Annotated in this window: 24 protein-coding genes and 1 pseudogene; 13 read left to right on the forward strand and 12 right to left on the reverse strand. The window is 62.1% G+C overall.

Annotated elements, in window-relative coordinates:
• Positions 1-86 precede the first annotated feature (86 nt).
• Together V1292_RS15145 and V1292_RS15150 are read left to right on the forward strand one after the other, a co-directional pair.
• Positions 87-677, forward strand: coding sequence for a TIGR00645 family protein (locus tag V1292_RS15145; RefSeq protein WP_028347030.1), 591 nt, complete (start codon positions 87-89; stop codon positions 675-677).
• Entirely contained in the window at positions 677-1,945 is a 1,269-nt protein-coding gene (locus V1292_RS15150; protein WP_442895527.1) for a lytic murein transglycosylase, read from the forward strand. Before V1292_RS15145 ends, V1292_RS15150 begins: the two co-directional genes overlap by 1 nt.
• Before the next feature lie 123 nt (positions 1,946-2,068).
• Here the strand turns inward: V1292_RS15150 and V1292_RS15155 are convergent, their stop codons facing one another.
• From V1292_RS15155 to V1292_RS15165, 3 genes are all read right to left on the reverse strand, one after another.
• Positions 2,069-2,341 (reverse strand): hypothetical protein, encoded by a 273-nt coding sequence (locus tag V1292_RS15155; RefSeq protein WP_065744450.1) that lies wholly within the window; start codon positions 2,339-2,341, stop codon positions 2,069-2,071.
• A 229-nt stretch (positions 2,342-2,570) separates the two neighbouring features.
• Positions 2,571-2,882 (reverse strand): hypothetical protein, encoded by a 312-nt coding sequence (locus V1292_RS15160; RefSeq protein WP_334373531.1) that lies wholly within the window; start codon positions 2,880-2,882, stop codon positions 2,571-2,573.
• A 124-nt stretch (positions 2,883-3,006) separates the two neighbouring features.
• Positions 3,007-3,318, reverse strand: coding sequence for a hypothetical protein (locus tag V1292_RS15165; protein ID WP_334373533.1), 312 nt, complete (start codon positions 3,316-3,318; stop codon positions 3,007-3,009).
• Between V1292_RS15165 and V1292_RS15170 the strand changes: the two genes are divergently transcribed.
• Both V1292_RS15170 and bfr read left to right on the forward strand, forming a co-directional pair.
• A complete protein-coding gene (locus V1292_RS15170; RefSeq protein WP_334373535.1) occupies positions 3,317-3,592 on the forward strand; it encodes a (2Fe-2S)-binding protein in 276 nt (91 codons plus the stop codon). The genes V1292_RS15165 and V1292_RS15170 overlap by 2 nt on opposite strands.
• A gap of 150 nt (positions 3,593-3,742) precedes the next feature.
• Positions 3,743-4,228, forward strand: a complete 486-nt coding sequence (gene bfr, locus V1292_RS15175; protein WP_334373536.1) for a bacterioferritin — start codon at positions 3,743-3,745, stop codon at positions 4,226-4,228.
• Positions 4,229-4,393: 165 nt separating this feature from the next.
• On the opposite strand, the pseudogene V1292_RS15180 reads toward bfr, so the two are convergent.
• Positions 4,394-5,033: pseudogene (locus tag V1292_RS15180) on the reverse strand (pyridoxamine 5'-phosphate oxidase family protein).
• 25 nt (positions 5,034-5,058) lie between these two features.
• Positions 5,059-5,412 carry a hypothetical protein gene (locus V1292_RS15185; RefSeq protein ID WP_334373538.1) on the reverse strand — a complete coding sequence of 118 codons (354 nt, stop codon included), beginning with the start codon at positions 5,410-5,412 and terminating at the stop codon, positions 5,059-5,061.
• Between the two features lie 271 nt (positions 5,413-5,683).
• Here V1292_RS15185 and V1292_RS15190 point away from each other — a divergent pair, with 271 nt between their 5' ends.
• The gene (locus V1292_RS15190; protein ID WP_334373541.1) at positions 5,684-7,111 is read left to right on the forward strand and encodes a S8 family peptidase; all 1,428 of its coding nucleotides are present in this window, start codon (positions 5,684-5,686) and stop codon (positions 7,109-7,111) included.
• Between the two features lie 45 nt (positions 7,112-7,156).
• Positions 7,157-7,408, forward strand: coding sequence for a hypothetical protein (locus V1292_RS15195; protein WP_334373543.1), 252 nt, complete (start codon positions 7,157-7,159; stop codon positions 7,406-7,408).
• 38 nt (positions 7,409-7,446) lie between these two features.
• On the opposite strand, the gene V1292_RS15200 is transcribed toward V1292_RS15195, so the two are convergent.
• The 3 genes from V1292_RS15200 to V1292_RS15210 all read right to left on the reverse strand — a co-directional run bounded on the left by V1292_RS15200 (position 7,447) and on the right by V1292_RS15210 (position 9,220).
• Complete coding sequence (locus V1292_RS15200) at positions 7,447-7,812, reverse strand: MmcQ/YjbR family DNA-binding protein (RefSeq protein WP_334373545.1); 366 nt, start codon at positions 7,810-7,812, stop codon at positions 7,447-7,449.
• A 24-nt stretch (positions 7,813-7,836) separates the two neighbouring features.
• Positions 7,837-8,901 carry an alpha/beta fold hydrolase gene (locus V1292_RS15205; RefSeq protein WP_334377054.1) on the reverse strand — a complete coding sequence of 355 codons (1,065 nt, stop codon included), beginning with the start codon at positions 8,899-8,901 and terminating at the stop codon, positions 7,837-7,839.
• A 79-nt stretch (positions 8,902-8,980) separates the two neighbouring features.
• Positions 8,981-9,220, reverse strand: coding sequence for a DUF2188 domain-containing protein (locus V1292_RS15210; protein WP_065744474.1), 240 nt, complete (start codon positions 9,218-9,220; stop codon positions 8,981-8,983).
• 130 nt (positions 9,221-9,350) lie between these two features.
• Between V1292_RS15210 and V1292_RS15215 the strand changes: the two genes are divergently transcribed.
• The 4 genes from V1292_RS15215 (at position 9,351) to V1292_RS15230 (ending at position 12,326) form a co-directional block, all read left to right on the forward strand.
• Positions 9,351-9,617 (forward strand): DUF2277 domain-containing protein, encoded by a 267-nt coding sequence (locus V1292_RS15215; protein WP_334373547.1) that lies wholly within the window; start codon positions 9,351-9,353, stop codon positions 9,615-9,617.
• Positions 9,618-9,959: 342 nt separating this feature from the next.
• A complete protein-coding gene (locus V1292_RS15220) occupies positions 9,960-10,508 on the forward strand; it encodes a hypothetical protein (protein WP_334373548.1) in 549 nt (182 codons plus the stop codon).
• A 373-nt stretch (positions 10,509-10,881) separates the two neighbouring features.
• The gene (gene trpS, locus V1292_RS15225) at positions 10,882-11,901 is read left to right on the forward strand and encodes a tryptophan--tRNA ligase (RefSeq protein WP_334373549.1); all 1,020 of its coding nucleotides are present in this window, start codon (positions 10,882-10,884) and stop codon (positions 11,899-11,901) included.
• Positions 11,902-12,128: 227 nt separating this feature from the next.
• A complete protein-coding gene (locus V1292_RS15230; protein WP_334373550.1) occupies positions 12,129-12,326 on the forward strand; it encodes a hypothetical protein in 198 nt (65 codons plus the stop codon).
• A gap of 21 nt (positions 12,327-12,347) precedes the next feature.
• Here V1292_RS15230 and V1292_RS15235 read toward each other — a convergent pair whose 3' ends face one another.
• On the reverse strand, positions 12,348-13,520 hold the full coding sequence (locus tag V1292_RS15235; protein WP_334373551.1) for a cytochrome P450: 1,173 nt from the start codon (positions 13,518-13,520) through the stop codon (positions 12,348-12,350).
• A gap of 7 nt (positions 13,521-13,527) precedes the next feature.
• Entirely contained in the window at positions 13,528-14,295 is a 768-nt protein-coding gene (locus V1292_RS15240; RefSeq protein WP_334373552.1) for an SDR family NAD(P)-dependent oxidoreductase, read from the reverse strand.
• 234 nt (positions 14,296-14,529) lie between these two features.
• Here V1292_RS15240 and V1292_RS15245 point away from each other — a divergent pair, with 234 nt between their 5' ends.
• Positions 14,530-15,078 (forward strand): DUF2380 domain-containing protein, encoded by a 549-nt coding sequence (locus V1292_RS15245; RefSeq protein ID WP_334373553.1) that lies wholly within the window; start codon positions 14,530-14,532, stop codon positions 15,076-15,078.
• A gap of 53 nt (positions 15,079-15,131) precedes the next feature.
• Here V1292_RS15245 and V1292_RS15250 read toward each other — a convergent pair whose 3' ends face one another.
• Positions 15,132-15,521 (reverse strand): RidA family protein, encoded by a 390-nt coding sequence (locus V1292_RS15250; RefSeq protein ID WP_334373556.1) that lies wholly within the window; start codon positions 15,519-15,521, stop codon positions 15,132-15,134.
• Between the two features lie 379 nt (positions 15,522-15,900).
• Here V1292_RS15250 and V1292_RS15255 point away from each other — a divergent pair, with 379 nt between their 5' ends.
• Together V1292_RS15255 and V1292_RS15260 are read left to right on the forward strand one after the other, a co-directional pair.
• Complete coding sequence (locus V1292_RS15255) at positions 15,901-16,341, forward strand: hypothetical protein (protein WP_028347015.1); 441 nt, start codon at positions 15,901-15,903, stop codon at positions 16,339-16,341.
• A gap of 114 nt (positions 16,342-16,455) precedes the next feature.
• The gene (locus tag V1292_RS15260) at positions 16,456-17,001 is read left to right on the forward strand and encodes an HD domain-containing protein (protein ID WP_334373558.1); all 546 of its coding nucleotides are present in this window, start codon (positions 16,456-16,458) and stop codon (positions 16,999-17,001) included.
• Positions 17,002-17,004: 3 nt separating this feature from the next.
• Here V1292_RS15260 and V1292_RS15265 read toward each other — a convergent pair whose 3' ends face one another.
• Entirely contained in the window at positions 17,005-17,508 is a 504-nt protein-coding gene (locus V1292_RS15265) for a DUF1993 domain-containing protein (RefSeq protein ID WP_334373560.1), read from the reverse strand.
• Positions 17,509-17,717: the final 209 nt, after the last annotated feature.

Below are 17,717 nucleotides of genomic sequence, written 5' to 3' on the forward strand. Positions count from 1 at the left end.
GCGGCCAGTTGTCGCTTCACACGGCGGTGACAGTGCGTAGATATAGGCGTTGTTCCGCAATTCCAATCCTGAGCGAGCCATCCCTGATGTCCCTTACCCCCGAAACACCGTTGCCGCCTAAAGGTAAGGGGAAGGCATTGCGCCCCGTTCCGATGTTGATCTTCGGCTCCCGCTGGCTGCAATTGCCGCTTTACGTCGGCCTGATCGTTGCGCAAGGCGTCTATGTCGTGCTGTTTCTGAAGGAGCTGTGGCATCTCTTTGCTCACGCCTTCGATTTCAGCGAGCAGCAGATCATGCTGGCGGTGTTGGGCCTGATCGACGTCGTCATGATCTCGAACCTGCTGGTGATGGTGATCGTCGGCGGTTACGAAACCTTCGTCTCCCGTCTCAACCTGCAGGGTCATCCCGACGAGCCGGAATGGCTCAGCCACGTCAACGCCAGCGTGCTCAAGATCAAGCTGGCGATGGCGATCATCGGCATCTCCTCGATCCATCTGTTGCGCACGTTCATCGAGGCTGGTGCACTGGCGTCGGGAAAAAGCGTCTACACCGAAACCGGCGTCATGTGGCAGACCATCATTCACACGGTCTTCATTCTGTCGGCCATCGGCATTGCCTATGTCGACCGTGTCTCGAACATGGCTATCGACGAAGCAAAGCGCGCCACTTCGCATTGATGGGCGGTCTGTCGATCATCGGATTTTCAGCTTTGCGAACGAGGGCGGCTGCCGCAGTTCTGATAGTGACTGCGGTGACTCTCGGCGCGTCGCAACCGGCGTTCTCCGCCGACGCCGCCTTCACCCAGTTCATCGCCTCGCTATGGCCGGAGGCGCAGGCAGCCGGCGTATCGCGCGCGACGTTCGATCGCGAGACGCAGGGACTGGAGCCCGACTACAAACTGCCCGATCTGTTGCTGCCCGGCCGACCCCCCACCGGCGCGCCGGCGCAAGCCGAGTTCGTGCAGGTGCCGGCCGATTATCTGAAGGAAGCTTCCATCGCGCGGCTGGCCGCCGAGGGACAGAAGCTGATGCAGAAGCATCGCGCTGCGCTCACCGAAATCGAAAGGCGCTTCGGCGTTCCCGCAAGCATCGTGCTCGCGATCTGGGGCCGCGAGACCGACTACGGCCGCTACCGGCTGCCTTACGATACGCTCCGCGTGGTCGCGACGCAGGCCTATGTCGGCCGCCGCAAGGACCAGTACCGCACCGAATTCATCCAGGCACTGAAGCTGCTCGGCGAGGGCGCCGTGGCGCGCAAGGATTTTCGTTCGTCCTGGGCCGGCGCCACCGGCTACACGCAATTTCTACCCTCCGAATATTACAATCACGGTGTCGATCTCGACGGCGACGGCCGGATCGACATCTGGCACTCGGTGCCGGACGCGCTGGCCTCCGCCGCGCGGCAGCTCGTTAACAAGGGCTGGCAGCCGGGCGTGCGCTGGGCCTATGAGGTCAAGGCGCCCGCCAATGTCGATTGCACCATGGGCGTGCCCGAGGTGACCAAGCCGATCGCCGAGTGGCTGCGTGCCGGCTTTGTGCCGGTGCGCGGACAAAAGCTGAGTGCGGCCGAACAGGCGCAGCCGGCCTCGCTATTGCAGGTGGAGGGCATCTACGGCCCGTCGTTCCTCACGACGAAGAACTATTTCGTCATCAAGGAATACAATTTCTCCGATCTGTATGTGCTGTTCGTCGGCCATGTCGCCGACCGCATGACGAGTCCGCTGCCGTTCGCAACACCGTGGTCGGCCTCGACGCAGTTGCGCTCCGCCGATGTCGAGGCCATGCAGCGCCATCTGACGCGGATCGGTCTCTACAAGGACAAGCTGGACGGCAAGGCGGGCATGCAGACCCGCGCGGCACTCGGCGCGTATCAGAAGTCGGCTGGCCTCAAGGTCGATTGCTGGCCGAGCGAAGCGGTGCTGCGTTCGATGAGCGGGGGGCGTTGAGCAGCGTATCACTCGCGAACAGAAACGAGCGAATTCGAGGCCTCCATGACCGATCAAAAAGCCCGGCCGAGATGTCGGCCGGGCTTGGATCAACACGCGCATCTCGCGCGCCAATCGGTCAGATCAGTTGCAGACCTCGACGCGGCGATAGCGCCAGTCGTAGCCGTCCCAGAACCGCTCGCGAACCATGCGGCACGCCGGGTAGGGCGCTTCTTCCACGTACACCGGGCCGCCGTAGGCCGGGCGGCTGGAGGCGATCGCACCGCCGATGATCGCGCCGCCGAGCAAGCCGGCCGCAACGCCTGCGGCAACGCCACGCTGTGCGCTCGCGGGCGTCGAGGCAAGCGAACCGGCAATCGTTGCGACCGCGACGAAGGCAGCAAATGTCTTCTTCATGTCTTGGGCTCTCCTGGAGTGACGCCTTCGGGCGCCGGGTTTAGGGATGACTCACACGCTGTTTCGAACTGCCGCTTCGCTAAAAAAGCGCACATGGGTCAATCGAAAGTAAACGTCTCAAACGGTCGCCGAAAAAAACGGTCTTTTTCGGGCCGGAAATCGCATGCACCCCGGAAAAGCACTGCTTTTCCGGGGTGTTGAGCGCAAGTTTAATGAAGATGAACGGCTGCTAGTCGCAGACCCTGACGTTGCGGACCCGCCAGCCATAGCCATCCCAGAACCGCTGTCGCTGCCAGATGCAGGACTCGCCGTAGCCGGGATCGACGACATAGGCCGGGCCGCCATAGCCGGGCCCATAATAGCCTGGGCCGTAATAGTAGCCGTTCTGCGAAGCAATCGCGCCGCCGACAATGGCGCCGCCGATCAATCCGGCGGCGACGCCCGCCGCAACGCCGCGCTGCGCCTGGGCGGGAGCGGGAATAGCCACGGCCGAAACGGCCAACGCGGCGGCGGCACCGAGCGCCATCAATGTCTTCTTCATGGCCTCACCTTTCTCGTGGAGCAAACGACGTTAAGTTCCGTCCGGGCAAAAGTTCCACATTTCGCTTGAATGATCAATGAACGGCCGTGCAGGGCGGGGGCGACGAAACGGGAAGTGAGGCAGGTCACGGTGCGACGATACCGAAATGCTCTTCTTTTCCTTGAACGCAGGACACGACGACGATTGAAGCGGAATGTCGGTATTCATGCTGGCGGGCGCTGAGCGGAGGAAGCGATGGCAACGGCGGCGACCGATGCGGCAAACAGCGGGAGATCGGCGCCCATTTTGATTTACCGCAACACCGCCTTTTAGATTCATTCCAGTATTTCCCCGGCATCAGTTTGGAATTGCTTGAAAATGCGGCTTTTCCTTTTGCATCTCGCAGCTCTCTTCCATATCGATGAGCAGGCATCACCAAGGGTTCTACCGGTTTCATGATCGTCTGTTCCTGCAACGTGTTGAGCGACCACGATGTCCGTAATGCTGTGACTGCAGCTTCGGACCTGCCGCGAAATCCCAAACAAATTTACGGTTGCCTCGGTTGTAGTGCCGAGTGCGGTCGCTGCGCGCGCACGCTCAAAACCATCATCGACGAAGCGCTCGGCGCCTGCGCCAAGGAGTGCTGCGACGGTTGTCCGCACACGCGTCAGGCCGCCAACGACGAGCCGGCACAGGAAACCGCTCCGGCCTTCGCCCTCGCGGCCTGCTGAAATCCGTCTGAAATCCCTTCGAACTTCCCCGATTTCCCCGGTTCCCACCGCATTTTTGCGCGGAACAGTTGCTCTTGGCTCCAAACTGATTTAGAAGCATTCTAAATACAGTGTCAGGCCGCGTCGGCCTGAGAAAATTGGAGTGGACCCATGCAGGGCGATCCCAAGGTCATCGACTATCTCAACAAGGGCCTGCGCAGCGAGCTCACCGCGATCAATCAGTACTGGCTGCACTATCGGCTGCTGAACAATTGGGGCCTTTTGGAATTTGCCAAGGTCTGGCGCAAGGAATCCATCGAGGAGATGGAGCACGCAGACAAGTTCACCGACCGGATTTTGTTCCTCGACGGCTTTCCCAACATGCAGGTGCTCGATCCGCTCCGCATCGGCCAGAACGTCAGGGAAATCATCGAATGCGATCTCGCAACCGAGATGACCGCGCGCGCGCTCTATCAGGAAGCCGCAACCTTCTGCCATGGCGTCAAGGACTATGTCTCTCGCGACCTGTTCGAGAGCGTGATGAAGGATGAGGAACATCACATCGATTTCCTCGAAACCCAGCTTGACCTGATCCAGCGCATCGGCCTCGAGCTCTATACGCAAAAGCACGTCGGCGGCCTGGAGAACGGGGACTGACTTTCTTACCCTCCCCTGGAGGGGGAGGGTCGGCTCGTATGAGCGAAGCGAATGCGAGACGGGGTGGGGTGATCTCTCCACTCGGGCACTGATCGGGAGGATAGACCGTCACCCCACCCCGCCGCTTCGCGTCGACCCTCCCCCTCCAGGGGAGGGTGATCTTCCCTATAACTGCGTCTTGTAGCGCTCGTAGATCTCCGCCTGGCTTTCGCGCTCGCCAAGGCCGGTCTGATCGTGGATCACTTCGCCGATGCTCGGCATCACCGAGCGCTCGACCTGGGTGGCCGCCCACAGTTTCGAGCGCATCAGCGCCTTGCCGCAGTGGAAATAGGCTTCCCTGACGTCGATACGCAGCACCGCGCGTGGCGGCTTGCCGAATTCGATCATCGACGCCATCAGCTCCGGATCGACAGACAGCTTGCCCTTGCCGCCGACGCGCAGCGTCTCGTCGATCCCGGGCACGAAGAAGATCAACTGCACGAAGCCTGATCCCTCGACGATATTGCGAAAACTGTCGATACGGTTGTTGCCCGAGCGGTCCGGCATCAACAAGAGGTTCGGTCCCGCAACATGGACGAAAGCCGGGATTGCCGCCGCGCGGCGACGCATCGACGCTGCCGTCCGAGCCTGAAGTCGCCAGCACGCAGAACGGCGACATGCCGATGAATTTTCTCGCGTGGGCGTCGATCTCCGGCCGCGCCTTGGCGACCACGCGCGGCGTGGGAGCGGGATAGATCGTGGCGAGGTCAGAAGGGGCAAGATCGGACAAGGGCGGCTCCTTTCGATTTTGCGGAGAGATTATCATCCGCCGGTGCCACCGTCATCTTGAACTAGACCGCGTCCGCCGGCACGAAGCAGCTAATGATGATGCTGCCGCGATGATGCACGTACCACACCACGGCCTCGCCGATCGGGTTGCCCTGGTCGCGAATGACCGCGCGCTCGGGCACCTGCATCCATTGGCCCTCGATCGGCACCCAATAGGCGCCGCCGCGAACGTCGTAGCTGGTGCGATGGCCGTCGGAAATATCGCAACAGGGTACGCCGTTCGGCGCGATCACGCTCTTGAACCAGGCGCGGATATCAGGCGGCACGTGGTCGTACTGGCCCCTGTCGACGGCGAGCGCTGCGCCGGCCAGCACCGAAAGGCAGACGAGCAAGGCGAATGACACAAGCCTTCGCATCCGATCCTCCGCTTTCGTTCGTGTTGTCGTCGCAGGACGCACGCCGCCACGATTCGTTATCCAAGGACAATTCAAGCGGAGCCCGCTTGCGGATGCACGCTCAAATAATATGCGAACGGCGCGGCTGCGGATTGATGCGATGCGAAATCAAACCGGCCTGATCGGGCGGACACAAGCGGGCAATTCGCTTGACGCATCTTAGGTAGAGGGTGAGAATGTTTCGCGCGTCACGCGCGTTATTTTTAAATGATATTTGAACAAGGATCTGAACATGGCGACAAAACACATGCAGCGGGTTGCATCCGCGGGAGGCGCGCCCCGGCGCGCCGAGCTACGTGAATCCAGCCAGAGCAAACATGTCCCGGGCCAACTGATCATTCGCTTCAAGACTTCGGCGGTAAGGCAGGTCGCGGCAAGTCCGCTTGCGGCGACGGCAACCGCACGCATGGCGGCACGCGCCATGCCGGACGAGGTCACGGGCCCGTTGGAGTTCTTGCGGAACGAGGCCGGGCTGTCCGCCGTCAAGCCGCTGTTTGTGCCCGACGCACCGACAGTGGGGCCGCGGTCCGGCGTGATGGCGCTTGCCGCGGTGCATGGGTCACTCGCGGCATCGTCCAGCCGGCCACCGCGGCGATCCCTCACAGGCTTCCAACTCGTCGACGTCAAGGACCGCAACGTGACGCCCGCCATGATGAAGCGGCTGCGTGCGTCGAAGGCCATCGACCTGGTCGAGCCGGTGCCGAACCGGTGGCTCAGCGCCGCAGATCCCATGATCAATCGACAATGGGGACTGCGCGCGATCCGCTGGTTCGATGGTGCACATCCCGATGCCGCGAAAATTCACGTTGCCGTGCTGGACAGCGGGATCGATGAAGGGCATCCCGACCTGAAGAAATCCATCGAGGCCTATCATCACGACGGAAATAACGCGCGCGACTTCCTTGGCCACGGCACGCATGTTGCGGGCACCATTGCTGCGCTCGTCAACAATTCCGTCGGTATAGCCGGCGTCGCGAACTGCCGGCTGCACTGCTGGAAGATCTTTGACGACCCCGAGCAAGGCACCGACCAGAACTTCAACTTCGAGTTCTACAGCAAGGCGCTCGCCGCAGCGCTCGACTCGGAGATCAAGGTCGTGAACCTCAGCATCGGCGGCACCGAGCATTCCCGGGCCGAGGCGGCGATCTTTCGGGAGTTGGCGGACGCCGGCGTGGTGGTCGCCGCCGCGATGGGCAACGAATTCGAAGAGGGCAATCCGAAGGAGTTCCCGGCCGCTTATAAGGGGGCGCTGGGCGTCGGCGCGGTCGACGAGACCGACAAGCGGGCCTCGTTCTCCTGCACCGGGCCGCATATCGGGCTGGTCGCTCCCGGCGTCAACATCCTCTCGACCGTGCCGCGCATCAAGGCAAGCTTTGCGAGCGCCACCGATTACGATTCCTGGCCGGGTACCTCCATGGCGACGCCGCATGTCGCGGGTTGCGCCGCGCTGGTGTATGGCGACGCCGTGAAGTCGAGGGCCGCTTCCGACGCCGTCGTCAAGCGCCTGACGTCGACCGCCAGGAAACTTCCCGCCATGAAGAAGAAAAAGTTCACGCAGGAATACGGCGCGGGGCTCTTGGATCTCGCGGCTGCGCTCGGAAGGAAGAAGACCGCGGGAAAATCGCGGAAGGGGAAGGCCAAAAAGGCGAGGAAGCGCTGACCGGCATTGCCTTGAATAGACGTCGGCAACGACTAACATCCGGGAATGTCGGTCCAGTTCAAAATTCGCGAGAAAGCGAGTGACGCCCGGCGTCTCGAGATCATCGAGGCGCTGCGCCGGGCGAACTTTGACGCCCATCACCTTTTTCCCGGGCAGAAGCGGCCGAAGCTCGCGTCGATTTACACCGTTGCCAACGCGGGCGCCGGGGACATCAGGACCCTGGAAGCGGTCCTGAAGCATTTCGGGGCGGACATCGAGTATGTCGAGGCGGCGCCGCAGCGTGGTCCGAAGTCGTAGACGCGCCATTTTCCGCACCGAATTGATGCGGTGCGAAATCATGGCTTCTTCTTGTCGCGCGCACCGGCTCCATTGCGCGGCTTCGCTTTCGATTTCGGCGCGACATTTTCCCACGCCATCGTCAGCGCGCTTTTCAGCGTCGCCGCATCGGCCTTGGCCAGGCGCACATTGGTGTAGCCCTGCTTGCCCCATCCGCCTGGCACTGGACGGAAGATTTCGGGCTCCGCCTCAACCAGCACCGATTGCTGCTCGGGCGTCAGCTTCACCGTGCCCCAGTTTTCGTCAGGATGGCCGAGGGTCGCGAAGATACGATTTCCCGCGCGGAAATCAGCCTTGCCCTGATGCGCGCTCTCGACCGCATCGAGAAACATGAGTGCAATCCGGCGAAAGCGGCTCGCTGACATTGTGCTCTTTCCAAAGGCCCGGGCTTACATCGCCCGTTGCGGCGCGCTCTGCAGCAACTCCTGCAGCTCCTTTTTATAGAACTTCGCATTGCCGGTGGTGAGATGGCCGCGCGTCTCGCTGGAGGCCGGGATCAGGAACAGGCGACCGTTCTTGACGCGCTTCATCGCCGCCTCGGTGACGCCGGTTTCCGGCGGATTGCGCTCGTCGTCGGCGGCATTGATCAACAGCAGCGTGGCTTCGATCTTCTCGAGCGAAGGCGCCGGATTGTAATCGTGCGAGGCTTCCCACTGGTAGATGAAGTCGTTGGCATCAGTGGTGATAGCGGTTGCCAGCCGGTCGTCGACCATCTTGTCGGCTTTCGCCGCCGTCGGCGCCAGCGCCTGATAGGCCAGCGTGCCGCCGCCGGTCGCAATGCCGAAGGCGTTGATGGCGTATTTCATCATGCGTGGCTGGGTGATGTAATTGCCGCGATTGTAATCGGGATCGTTCTTGATGGTCTCCAGCATCATCCGCCGCAGCATCCAGTTGCGCGCCGCCATCTCGGTCGGTTGCGAGGCCATCGGCACCAGCGCGTCCATGAACTTTGGATATTTGCCGCCCCAGATCCAGGTGTGCATGCCGCCCATCGAATTGCCTATGACGAGCCGCAGATGCTTTACGCCGAGGCCTTCCGTGACCAGGCGATGCTGCGCGTCGACCATGTCCTCGTAGTTGTATTTCGGAAACGCCGTCTTCATGCCGTCGGAAGGCTTTGACGATTTGCCGTGGCCGACGCTATCGGGAATGATGATGTAGTACTTCGTTGCATCCAGCGGCTGACCGGGGCCGAACAATTCGCCGCCGAAGGTGGCCGTCAGCATGCTGGCGGCTGAGCCGCCCGAGCCGTGCAGCACCAGCACCGGCTGACCGGTCGGCTCGCCGATCGTGGTGTAGTGCAACCGTAGCTCCGGCAGCGTCTCGCCGGTATGGAATTTGAAATTCTTGGCGATCCAGTCGCCCTGCTTCGGTGTGGGATAGTCGGCTGCGAAAGCAGTGACGGTGGTCAGGGCCAGTGCGGCGGCCGAAAAGGCGGCGTGCGAAAAATTCATCATGGTCTCCCCAAAACTGCGGCCGTCTTTGCGGACCGCTTGGCTGGGAACCTAGCACACCAGACCGCCGAACAACGCACTAACCTTCCACTTCGGTTTCCGGCCGGTCATTGCCGGCGGCGGTCTCCGAGCGCCATTTTCCATCATCGGTTTCGTATTCGATCACCTCGGTGCGGCCGGGCACCCGCTGCTCGGCGGCTGCGCGCCGGGCGGCTGCCAGCGCCGTGGCGCGGTTCGGAAACGGCTCGGAAAACACGCCGTTGACGGTGTAGGCCCAGCCGCCGTCATGTTCGACGATCTTGTAGGTCACGTGGGGCATCGGGAACTCGCTGCTTGCAGGTGCCGACAGGGGTGAACGCGCCGCCAGATTCATGACAGAATAAGCCACGCTGTCGGATTTTGCACCGGCCGTTCGTCCTTGATCGAAGACCTCTGCAGAAGAGAGAACCATGTGCCGCAACATCAAGACCCTGTTCAATTTTGAGCCCCCGGCCACGCATGCGGAGATCCATGCCTCCGCGCTGCAATTCGTACGCAAGCTCTCCGGCTTCAATTCGCCCTCGCAGGCGAACGCCGAGGCGTTCAACCGCGCGGTTTCCGAAGTCTCCGACAGCGCGCGGCGTCTGCTCGCCTCGCTGCAGACCAACGCGCCGCCGCGCGACCGCGAGGTCGAGGCCGAGAAGGCGAGGGAGCGCTCGCGGGCGCGGTTTGGGTAGGGCGCGACCGGACGCCGATCAAGCACGTTACTGCGACCCTCCCGTAGCCGACACGCACGGGTTGCGTGATGAGCCGGCCTAACGATTGATGTTTGACCGACCTTCAAACAAGTCGAGTCTCTTGTCGTGCGACGATCTCACAAACGCCCTAGGGCCGCTGCGCTCTTGCCTCCCTTCCGTCAAACCAGGATCGCCTCTTCCCTCAAGAATTTGGAAGAGCCGTCGGTGGAGGTACCAATGTTATACTCGCAAAGCCCACCACTGACAGCCGAAGAACCTTCGTCCGGCAGGCTTGCGCGCGATCCGGACGTTCGATCCGATCAGCGCATTGGTAGACGGCGCATGAAGCCGTCGATCGATCCTCCCCATCACTACCGCTTCGGGGAGGGGCCGCTGGCGAGCGGCCGGCCGTCGATTGGCAGGCGAATATTCCGCACCCTTACCCGGTTCTCTATTGCGGTTCTCATCGGTGTCGGCGCCACGCTTGGTTGGCAGTCCTACGGTGATGCAGCAAAGGAGATGCTGGTAGCCCGGGCTCCAGCGCTGGCCTGGGTGTTATCGGTTTCGACGACGAAGTCGCCAGTCGTGGCCGCAACTTCCACTGACCCGATGCACTACCTTGCGCCCTTGGCGTCCAATCTCGATGTCGTGCGGCGCAGCGTAGAACAACTCGCGGCCAAGCAAGAACAGATGGCCCAGAACATTGCGGCACTAAAGGCCGTTGAGGAGGACATCAGACAGAAGATGTCATCCACGCCTCCGGCCCCGGCCCAACAGGCGGCCTCCATCCCGCAGCCCAAACCTCCGCAACCCAAGGCGCAATCATCGGCCGTTCAGTCATCGTCGGTGCCTCGCCCGCCGCCTCCCGCCGCACCACAGCTCTCGCGCTGACGCCCCAGATTGCCGGCGGCGAAATTGATCAACGCCTTTCCTTTTGTGACCCGGTCAATTTATGGCGAGAGGGTTATCACCGCGCTGACGCAACATCGGTGGCGCTCTCCTCAGCGACCGCCGCTTCCAATCGGGATGCGCGCCATGACTGCTGGGGCACGTTGACACATCAAGCCGGCTTGCTTTCCTATGAAGTTTCGTCAATATCGGCCGCATGACTGCCGTCGTGATCACGTTCGCGAACTTGTGGTGGCGCTCCACTTAGGAGCGGCACGGCTTTGTCATTCACCCAACCGTCGCCGCCGTTCATCGGCTTGCGAGGTTGCTGCATCAACAGTCCGATTGAACGGCGGTTCTTATCTGGAGAACCGCGATGCAACACTCGTCAGCCACCCGCCCTGTTATCTTGACCGGCGACAGAACCACCGGCCCATTGCACCTGGGGCACTACGTCGGTTCGTTGAAGAACCGCGTCACCCTACAGACGACGCACCAGCAGTACCTGCTGCTGGCCGATACCCAGGCACTCACGGACAACGCGCACAATCCTGGTCGGCTGCGTGACAATGTCCTTGAGATCGCGACAGACTACCTGGCTGCCGGGATCGACCCGAACCTGACCACGATCTGCCTTCAATCGCATCTCCCGGCACTTGCCGATTTGACCCTGCTGTACATGAACTATGTCACGGTGGCCCGGCTTGAGCGCAACCCGACCATAAAGGACGAAATCCAGGCGCGAGGTTTTGGCAGAGATATTCCAGCAGGCTTTCTCTGCTATCCCGTCGCCCAGGCCGCCGACATCACCGGTTTCAAAGCGACGATTGTTCCGGTTGGGGAAGACCAAGCTCCATTGATCGAGCAAACCAATGAGGTCGTTCGTCGCATCAATCGCCAAGCTGGTGTTGACGTGTTGCCCGAAGCCCGCGCGCTTATTCCTCGCGTCGGGCGCCTTCCCGGCATCGACGGCAAAGCCAAAATGAGCAAGTCGCAGGGCAACGCTATTCAGCTATCAGCCACGGCCGACGAAATACGTGACGCTGTCCGGCGTATGTTCACTGATCCAAACCATATAAAGGCATCCGACCCAGGTCGCGTCGAAGGCAACGTGGTTTTCAAGTACCTGGATGCGTTCGACGAAGATCACGTTGCGGTTGAGGATTTGAAGGCACGCTATGTCCGTGGCGGTTTGGGAGACAGCATTGTGAAAAAACGTCTGGATGACGTGCTGCAGGCACTTCTCGCGCCAATCCGAGACCGTCGCCGCGCGCTCGCTCGTGATCCCGGCTATGTGCTGCAAGTCGTCAAGCGTGGCACTGCGCGAGCGCGGGAAATAACCGATGCCACTTTGCGCGATGTTCGCGCCGCGCTTGGTCTATTCACACTGAATTAGTCGGATGGGTGCCAAGCCGAGCTTATGTCTGGATTTGGCACTTTTCGGACCTTACGCGATGTCTGACGTAAGTCCGGGAACGCGCATCAAAGCGGAAGTCCGCCAACCACGGTGGATTATGGGTGGGTTCATAGCCGTCCGAGTCCGGTGCGGCGTGATGCACCTCACGGTGCGGCGATGCAGTGGCGTCCATGATGGCATCGGATGTCGGCCGTCGGAGGGATGTCATGGATCAGGCGAGGCGTTTGAAGCTCGGCGCCATCTTCTTCACCATCTTCTGGATCGGCGGGATGCTGTGGTGGAGCGGCGAGTATCATCCCGCCAATATCATCATTCTCTCGGTTTGCGGCGCGCTGGCCGGCTATTTCTGGTACCGCGCGATGCATTGGTCGTTCCGCCGCATGCGGCTCTTGCCGCCCGATTGATGCCTGCGCGGCAGAGACACGCTAGTTCGCATCCCACCTCACCGGCAGATTGAGCAACCCCCGAAACGCCCAGCCGCCGATCCGCACCGGTTCGCGCTCGTCCAGCCGCAGGCCTTTCAGCCGCGCGAACAGGCTCGGCAGCGCGACGTCGGCCACCATCGCGCGCGAAGCGAACGCGCCGGCGCAATAATGCGGGCCGGCGCCGAAGGCGATGCTCTTTTGCGTATCGCGTGTGATGTCGAAACGATCGGGGTCGTTGAAACAGGCCTCGTCGCGGTTGGCCGATCCGAACATGAAGAACACGCGGTCCTCCGGTTCGAAGTCGACGCCGTGATACGTCCACGGTTTTGCGACGCGGCGCGGCGACATCTGAATCGGCGCGATCCAGCGCGCATATTCCTCGAACACGTCGATCCATTTTGCCTTGCCCTCGCGCACCAGCGCGAGCTGCTCGGGATGCGTCAGCAAGGCCCAGGTCGCGCCCGATATCGCATCGCGCGGCTCGTTCTGGCCGCCGGAGATCGCGAGCTTGATGTTGGCGCGGATGCTTTCCATGTTCTGGCCTGAAGCCAGCAGTACGCTCAGGATCGAGGTGTTGGGGTGTTTCTTCACCACCGGGATCATGTCGTCGATCGCAGCATCAATGCCGGCGGTCGCGGCATGGCAGCGCGCCTCGACCTCCTTGTTGCCGGTGTAGTTGGCGATGCCATCGATCATCGCCTGCGACCACGCGTCCATGTCCTGGTAGCGCATGTTGGTCAGTCCGGTGACGTCTTTTAAGCATTCGGCCGATAGCGGCAGCGCGAGCGCCTTGCAGAGATCGGCGGAGCCTTGCGGCACGAGCTCATCAAGGATGCGGTCAGCATGGGCCTGAAACTGCCGGATCCAGGTATCGCGCACCGTGCGCGGCGACACCGCGGGAAACATCGCCTGCCGCTCCGTCATGTGCGCTTCGCCGTCCTTGCGCATCATGTTGTGGCCCATCAGCACGTTCATCAGCCCGTTCGGCTGATGCGAGGAGAACACATCGATGCGCTTCTCCTGGGTGAAGATGTCGTCGCGCCGGGTGAACACGGTCGAGCCGAGCTGCGGCACGAACGCGATCGGCGTCTCTTTTCGCATCTTCGCCAGCGCGGGGTAGGGATCGGCCCAGAAGGCGGGGACGTCGATGTCGAAATGCGGGGCGTTGGACATGATGACCTCACACCGCACGATAGCCACCGTCGACCATCACGATCGACCCGGAGACGTAAGCCGACAGATCGGACGCCAGGAAGATCGCGGGACCGACGATGTCCTCCGCGGTGCCGGCGCGCCCCAGCGGCGTGTGATCCATGAAGGTCTTCACCAGTTCCGGATTGTTGGCGCGGGCACTGGCGTTCAATGGCGTTGCGATGAAGCCGGGGCCGATTGCATTGACGCGGACGCCTTCCTTGCCGAGTTCGGCGGCGAGCGCCTTGGTGAAACCGAGCACGCCGTGCTTGGAGGCGGTATAGGCCGGCGAGCTCGGCGTGCGCACATGCACGAAGGACTGGATCGAGCCGATGTTGACGATGCGTCCCTTGCTCGCGCGCAAGGGTTCGAGAAAGGCATGCGTCACGTTGAAGACGCCGGTGAGGTTGATCGCGATAATGTCTTCCCAGTCGCTGATCACGGCCTCCGCCGCGCCCAGCATGCCGTTGCGGCGGACGATGCCGGCATTGTTGACGAGGATCGAGACCTGGCCGACCTTATCGGCGATCTGCTTCGCCATCGCGACGCAATCCTCGCGCTTGCTGACGTCGAGCGCAAAGCTGTCCGCATTGCCGCCGGCGTCGCGGACTTCCTTTGCCGCTTCTGCTACCGCGTTCTCGTCCCTGTCGAGGAGCACGACCCGCGCGCCCTCCCGTGCATAGCCGCTCGCAATCGCGCGCCCGATACCGGAACCCGCGCCGGTGATGACGGCGATGTGATTTTGGAGAAGTGGCATGGCGCGTTTCCTCTTGTTTGGTTTTGCCAGAGGATAGCAAGCGCGCCCGCTTGTACAAGGTGGGAGAGGGACGATTTCGTAGGGTGGGCAAAGCGACAGCGTGCCCACCATCGCGAAGACATAAGAAAGGTGGGCACAGCGCTGCGCGCCTTTGCCCACCCTACACATGTCGGTTACAATTTGCTCCCGTCGGCAGCGTGGCGATGCCGACGTCGGAGTTGAAGGAGGCCAGGCATGACGCAAACGGCAACCGGATGGCGCGTCTCACGCCGGCGCAATGGCGCGAGCCCCGTGTCGATGTTGCTCTGCGCGCTAGCCGCATTGTCGCTCGCATCGAGCGGATCGCCGGCGGCCGCGCCGATCGCGGTCGCGGTAGCGGATTTCGATTATTTCGATACCTCCGGCGAAGTCGTGGACCAGAGCGCGGAGCATCGCGCCCGCGTGGCGTCGTTTGCCGCGTTGCTGCGCGATAATCTCGCGGCGCAGGGCGGTTATCGCGTGGTGTCGATCGAATGCCCCGATCACCCCTGCACCGCCACCAGCATGTCGCAGGACGTCTTCATCGCCGCCGCGCGCAAGGCCGGCGCGCGACTCGTGGTCTATGGCGGCATCCGCAAGATGAGCACGCTGGTGCAATGGGGCGAAATCCAGTTGCTCGATCTCGAAGCCGAGAAACTGTTGATGCGGCGAACCGTGACGTTCCGCGGTGACAACGATGCCGCCTATCGCCATGCCGCCGATTTCGTCAGCAATGCGCTGACGGAAACCATGCCGAAGCAGTGAGGTCCCACCGACGATCGGGAGATTGGCGGATTACGCTGTCGCCAATCCGCACCTCACGCCTTCGTCAGTGAGGCAACAGCTTCGATCTCGATCAGCATCTTCGGGTCGGGCAGCGCCTGCACCACGCAGGTGGTGCGGGCGGGGTAGGGCGCTGGCCCGAACGCTGACGCATACAGCACGTTCATCGTGGCGACGTCGGATGCGCGCGTCAGCAGCACGTTGACCTTGACCAGATCGCGAAACGTAGCACCCGCCTCGTCGAGCACGCGCTTGATATTAGCGACGACGAAACCGAATTGCGCCTCGAAACCATCGGCCAGCGCGCCCTTGTCGTCAAAACCCGGAATGCCCGAGATGAACAGCAAATCGCCGACACGTGTTGCGAACGATAGCGGCGGGGCCTTGACGCCGGCGGGCGGCGCAAAATGCTGGATCGGGGGCATGGGACACCTCGTGGAGGGTTCGGTGCCTTGAAGCCTAACGCGCCGCTGCCTCGCTGGAAAGGCAGCGGCGCACGCGCTTCACGACCCGCCGATAGGTTTGAAGGTCCCGCCCGTCAGGGAAATTCGCCCGATACGAAATAGCGGGTTACGGTTGCTGTGACAGTAATGCAGTTCACAGGGCCGCAATTTTTTGTTCGTGCAATCGTGATGAAATTGTGTCGGGCGTACGGCGCGGGTCGGCACTGAGTGCGTCGCGCAGGGCCTGAATATGCTTTGCCCCTTGCGCCGATTGGATACAATCCGATAGTTGCGACTCAACCTGCGCCGCAACGCCCGCCTGACACTTTTCCGATTTGCAAGCCCTCCGGAGATACGATCCATGAACATGCCATCCGCCGTTCGCGCCACCGTGCTCGCGTTTGCGGCCTTCGCCAGCGTCACGCTGTCCTCCGCCGCGCATGCCGACGAAGGTTTCGTGCAACTCACGATCTACAAGGCGGGATGGATCATCGGCGGCTCCGGCGGCAGCGGTGTTCTGAATTTTCACGGGCGACGCTATCCGCTGTCAACCGGCGGGCTCGACTACGGCCTGGTGTTCGGCGGATCGAAGACGGTGCTGCGGGGGCGCGTCAGCAACATCTGGCGCCCCTCCGATGTCGCGGGCGTCTACGGCGCAGCCGGCGCGGGCCTGGCGGTCGGCCGCGGCGCGCGCGCGATCGTGCTCACCAACCAGAAGGGCGCGGTGCTGGAATTGACCGGGCACCAGGTCGGCTTGATGGCGAACGCCGATCTCAGCGGGTTGGCGATCACGATGCGGTAGGACTTGTAGGGTGGGCAAAGCGCAGCGTGCCCACCATTTTGATCAGCGTAACGGATGGTGGGCACGTCGCTTCGCGCCTTTGCCCACCCTACGGCAGAGACGCGGAGCCCTGCGATGAACCGCGATCAGCTTATCACCGCCTACACGGCACCTAGCCGCCATTACCACAACCTCATGCACATCGAAGACTGCCTCGCTGCGCTCGCGCGCGTCGACAATCTATCGGAGCGCGAGCGCAAGATCCTGACCGAGGCGATCTGGTGGCACGATGTCGTTTACGATCCGACCCGCTCGGACAATGAAGAGCTCAGCGCGCGGCTGGCCGAGCAGCGCGTCCGTGACGATATCGGAGCGGAAGTGGCCCGCCTGATCCGCCTGACAAAGACACACGATGTCCGGCCCGAGGATCGCCTGGGCGCCATCCTCATCTCGATCGACCTCAGCATTCTCGGCGCGGAGCCCGCGCGCTACGATGCTTACGCCGCCGCGATCCGGCAGGAGTTCATCCACGTGCCGGACGCTGACTATCGCGCCGGCCGCGCCAGAGTGCTCGGCCGGTTCGCCGCGCGGCCGGTGATCTTTCCCGATCCGGCCTTTGCCGCAAGATATGACGGCCAGGCCCGCGAAAACCTCGCGCGCGAGTTGGCCGCTTTGCGCTGACGATTACCTAACTCCGAGAAAATCCCGCTTGCCGATTTCCACGCCGTTGTGGCGCAAAATGCCGTGCGCGGTGGCGGCGTGGAAGTAAAAATTCGGGAAGGCGAAATTGACGAGATATTGCTGGCCCTTCATCGTCATGGTGTTGCTGGGGCCGATCGGGAAGGTCACCTCCCGCGTCTCGCCGCCCTCGAACTGCGCCGGCTTGAACACCTTCACATAATCGGTAGTTTTCGCGATCCGCTGCTGCAATTCCTCAAAGCTCTTTTCGGTGTCCGGCGTGGACGGCACTTCGCTGCCGGTGAGGCGCGCGCAGGTTTTCGCGGCAAAATCGCAGGCAGTCTGCACCTGGCGTGTCAGCGGATACATGTCCGGGTAAAGCCTGGCATTGAGCAGTACTTCGGGCTGAATGTTCTTTGCCTTGCAGTGCGCTTCCGCCTTGCTGAGCAGGCCGGAAAGGCTACCGAGAATCTGCAGGAAGGCCGGCACGGTTAGGTCGTGGAAAGACATGCGATGCTCTTTTCGTGATGTGGAATGGTGCCTCGGGAGGATGAGGTGTTGTTCGAGATGGGAGGCGCGCGGGAAAATGCAACGCTTATAGCGACTCGATTGCGAGCAAATATTTGAGCTTGTCGTCGCCCGCGAAGGCGGGCGATCCAGTATTCCAGAGCAGTTGAGATTGAGCAGATAAGCCGCGGCGTACTGGATTCCCCGCCTTC

The sequence above is a fragment of the Bradyrhizobium sp. AZCC 1719 genome (assembly GCF_036924525.1).
Lineage (GTDB): Bacteria > Pseudomonadota > Alphaproteobacteria > Rhizobiales > Xanthobacteraceae > Bradyrhizobium.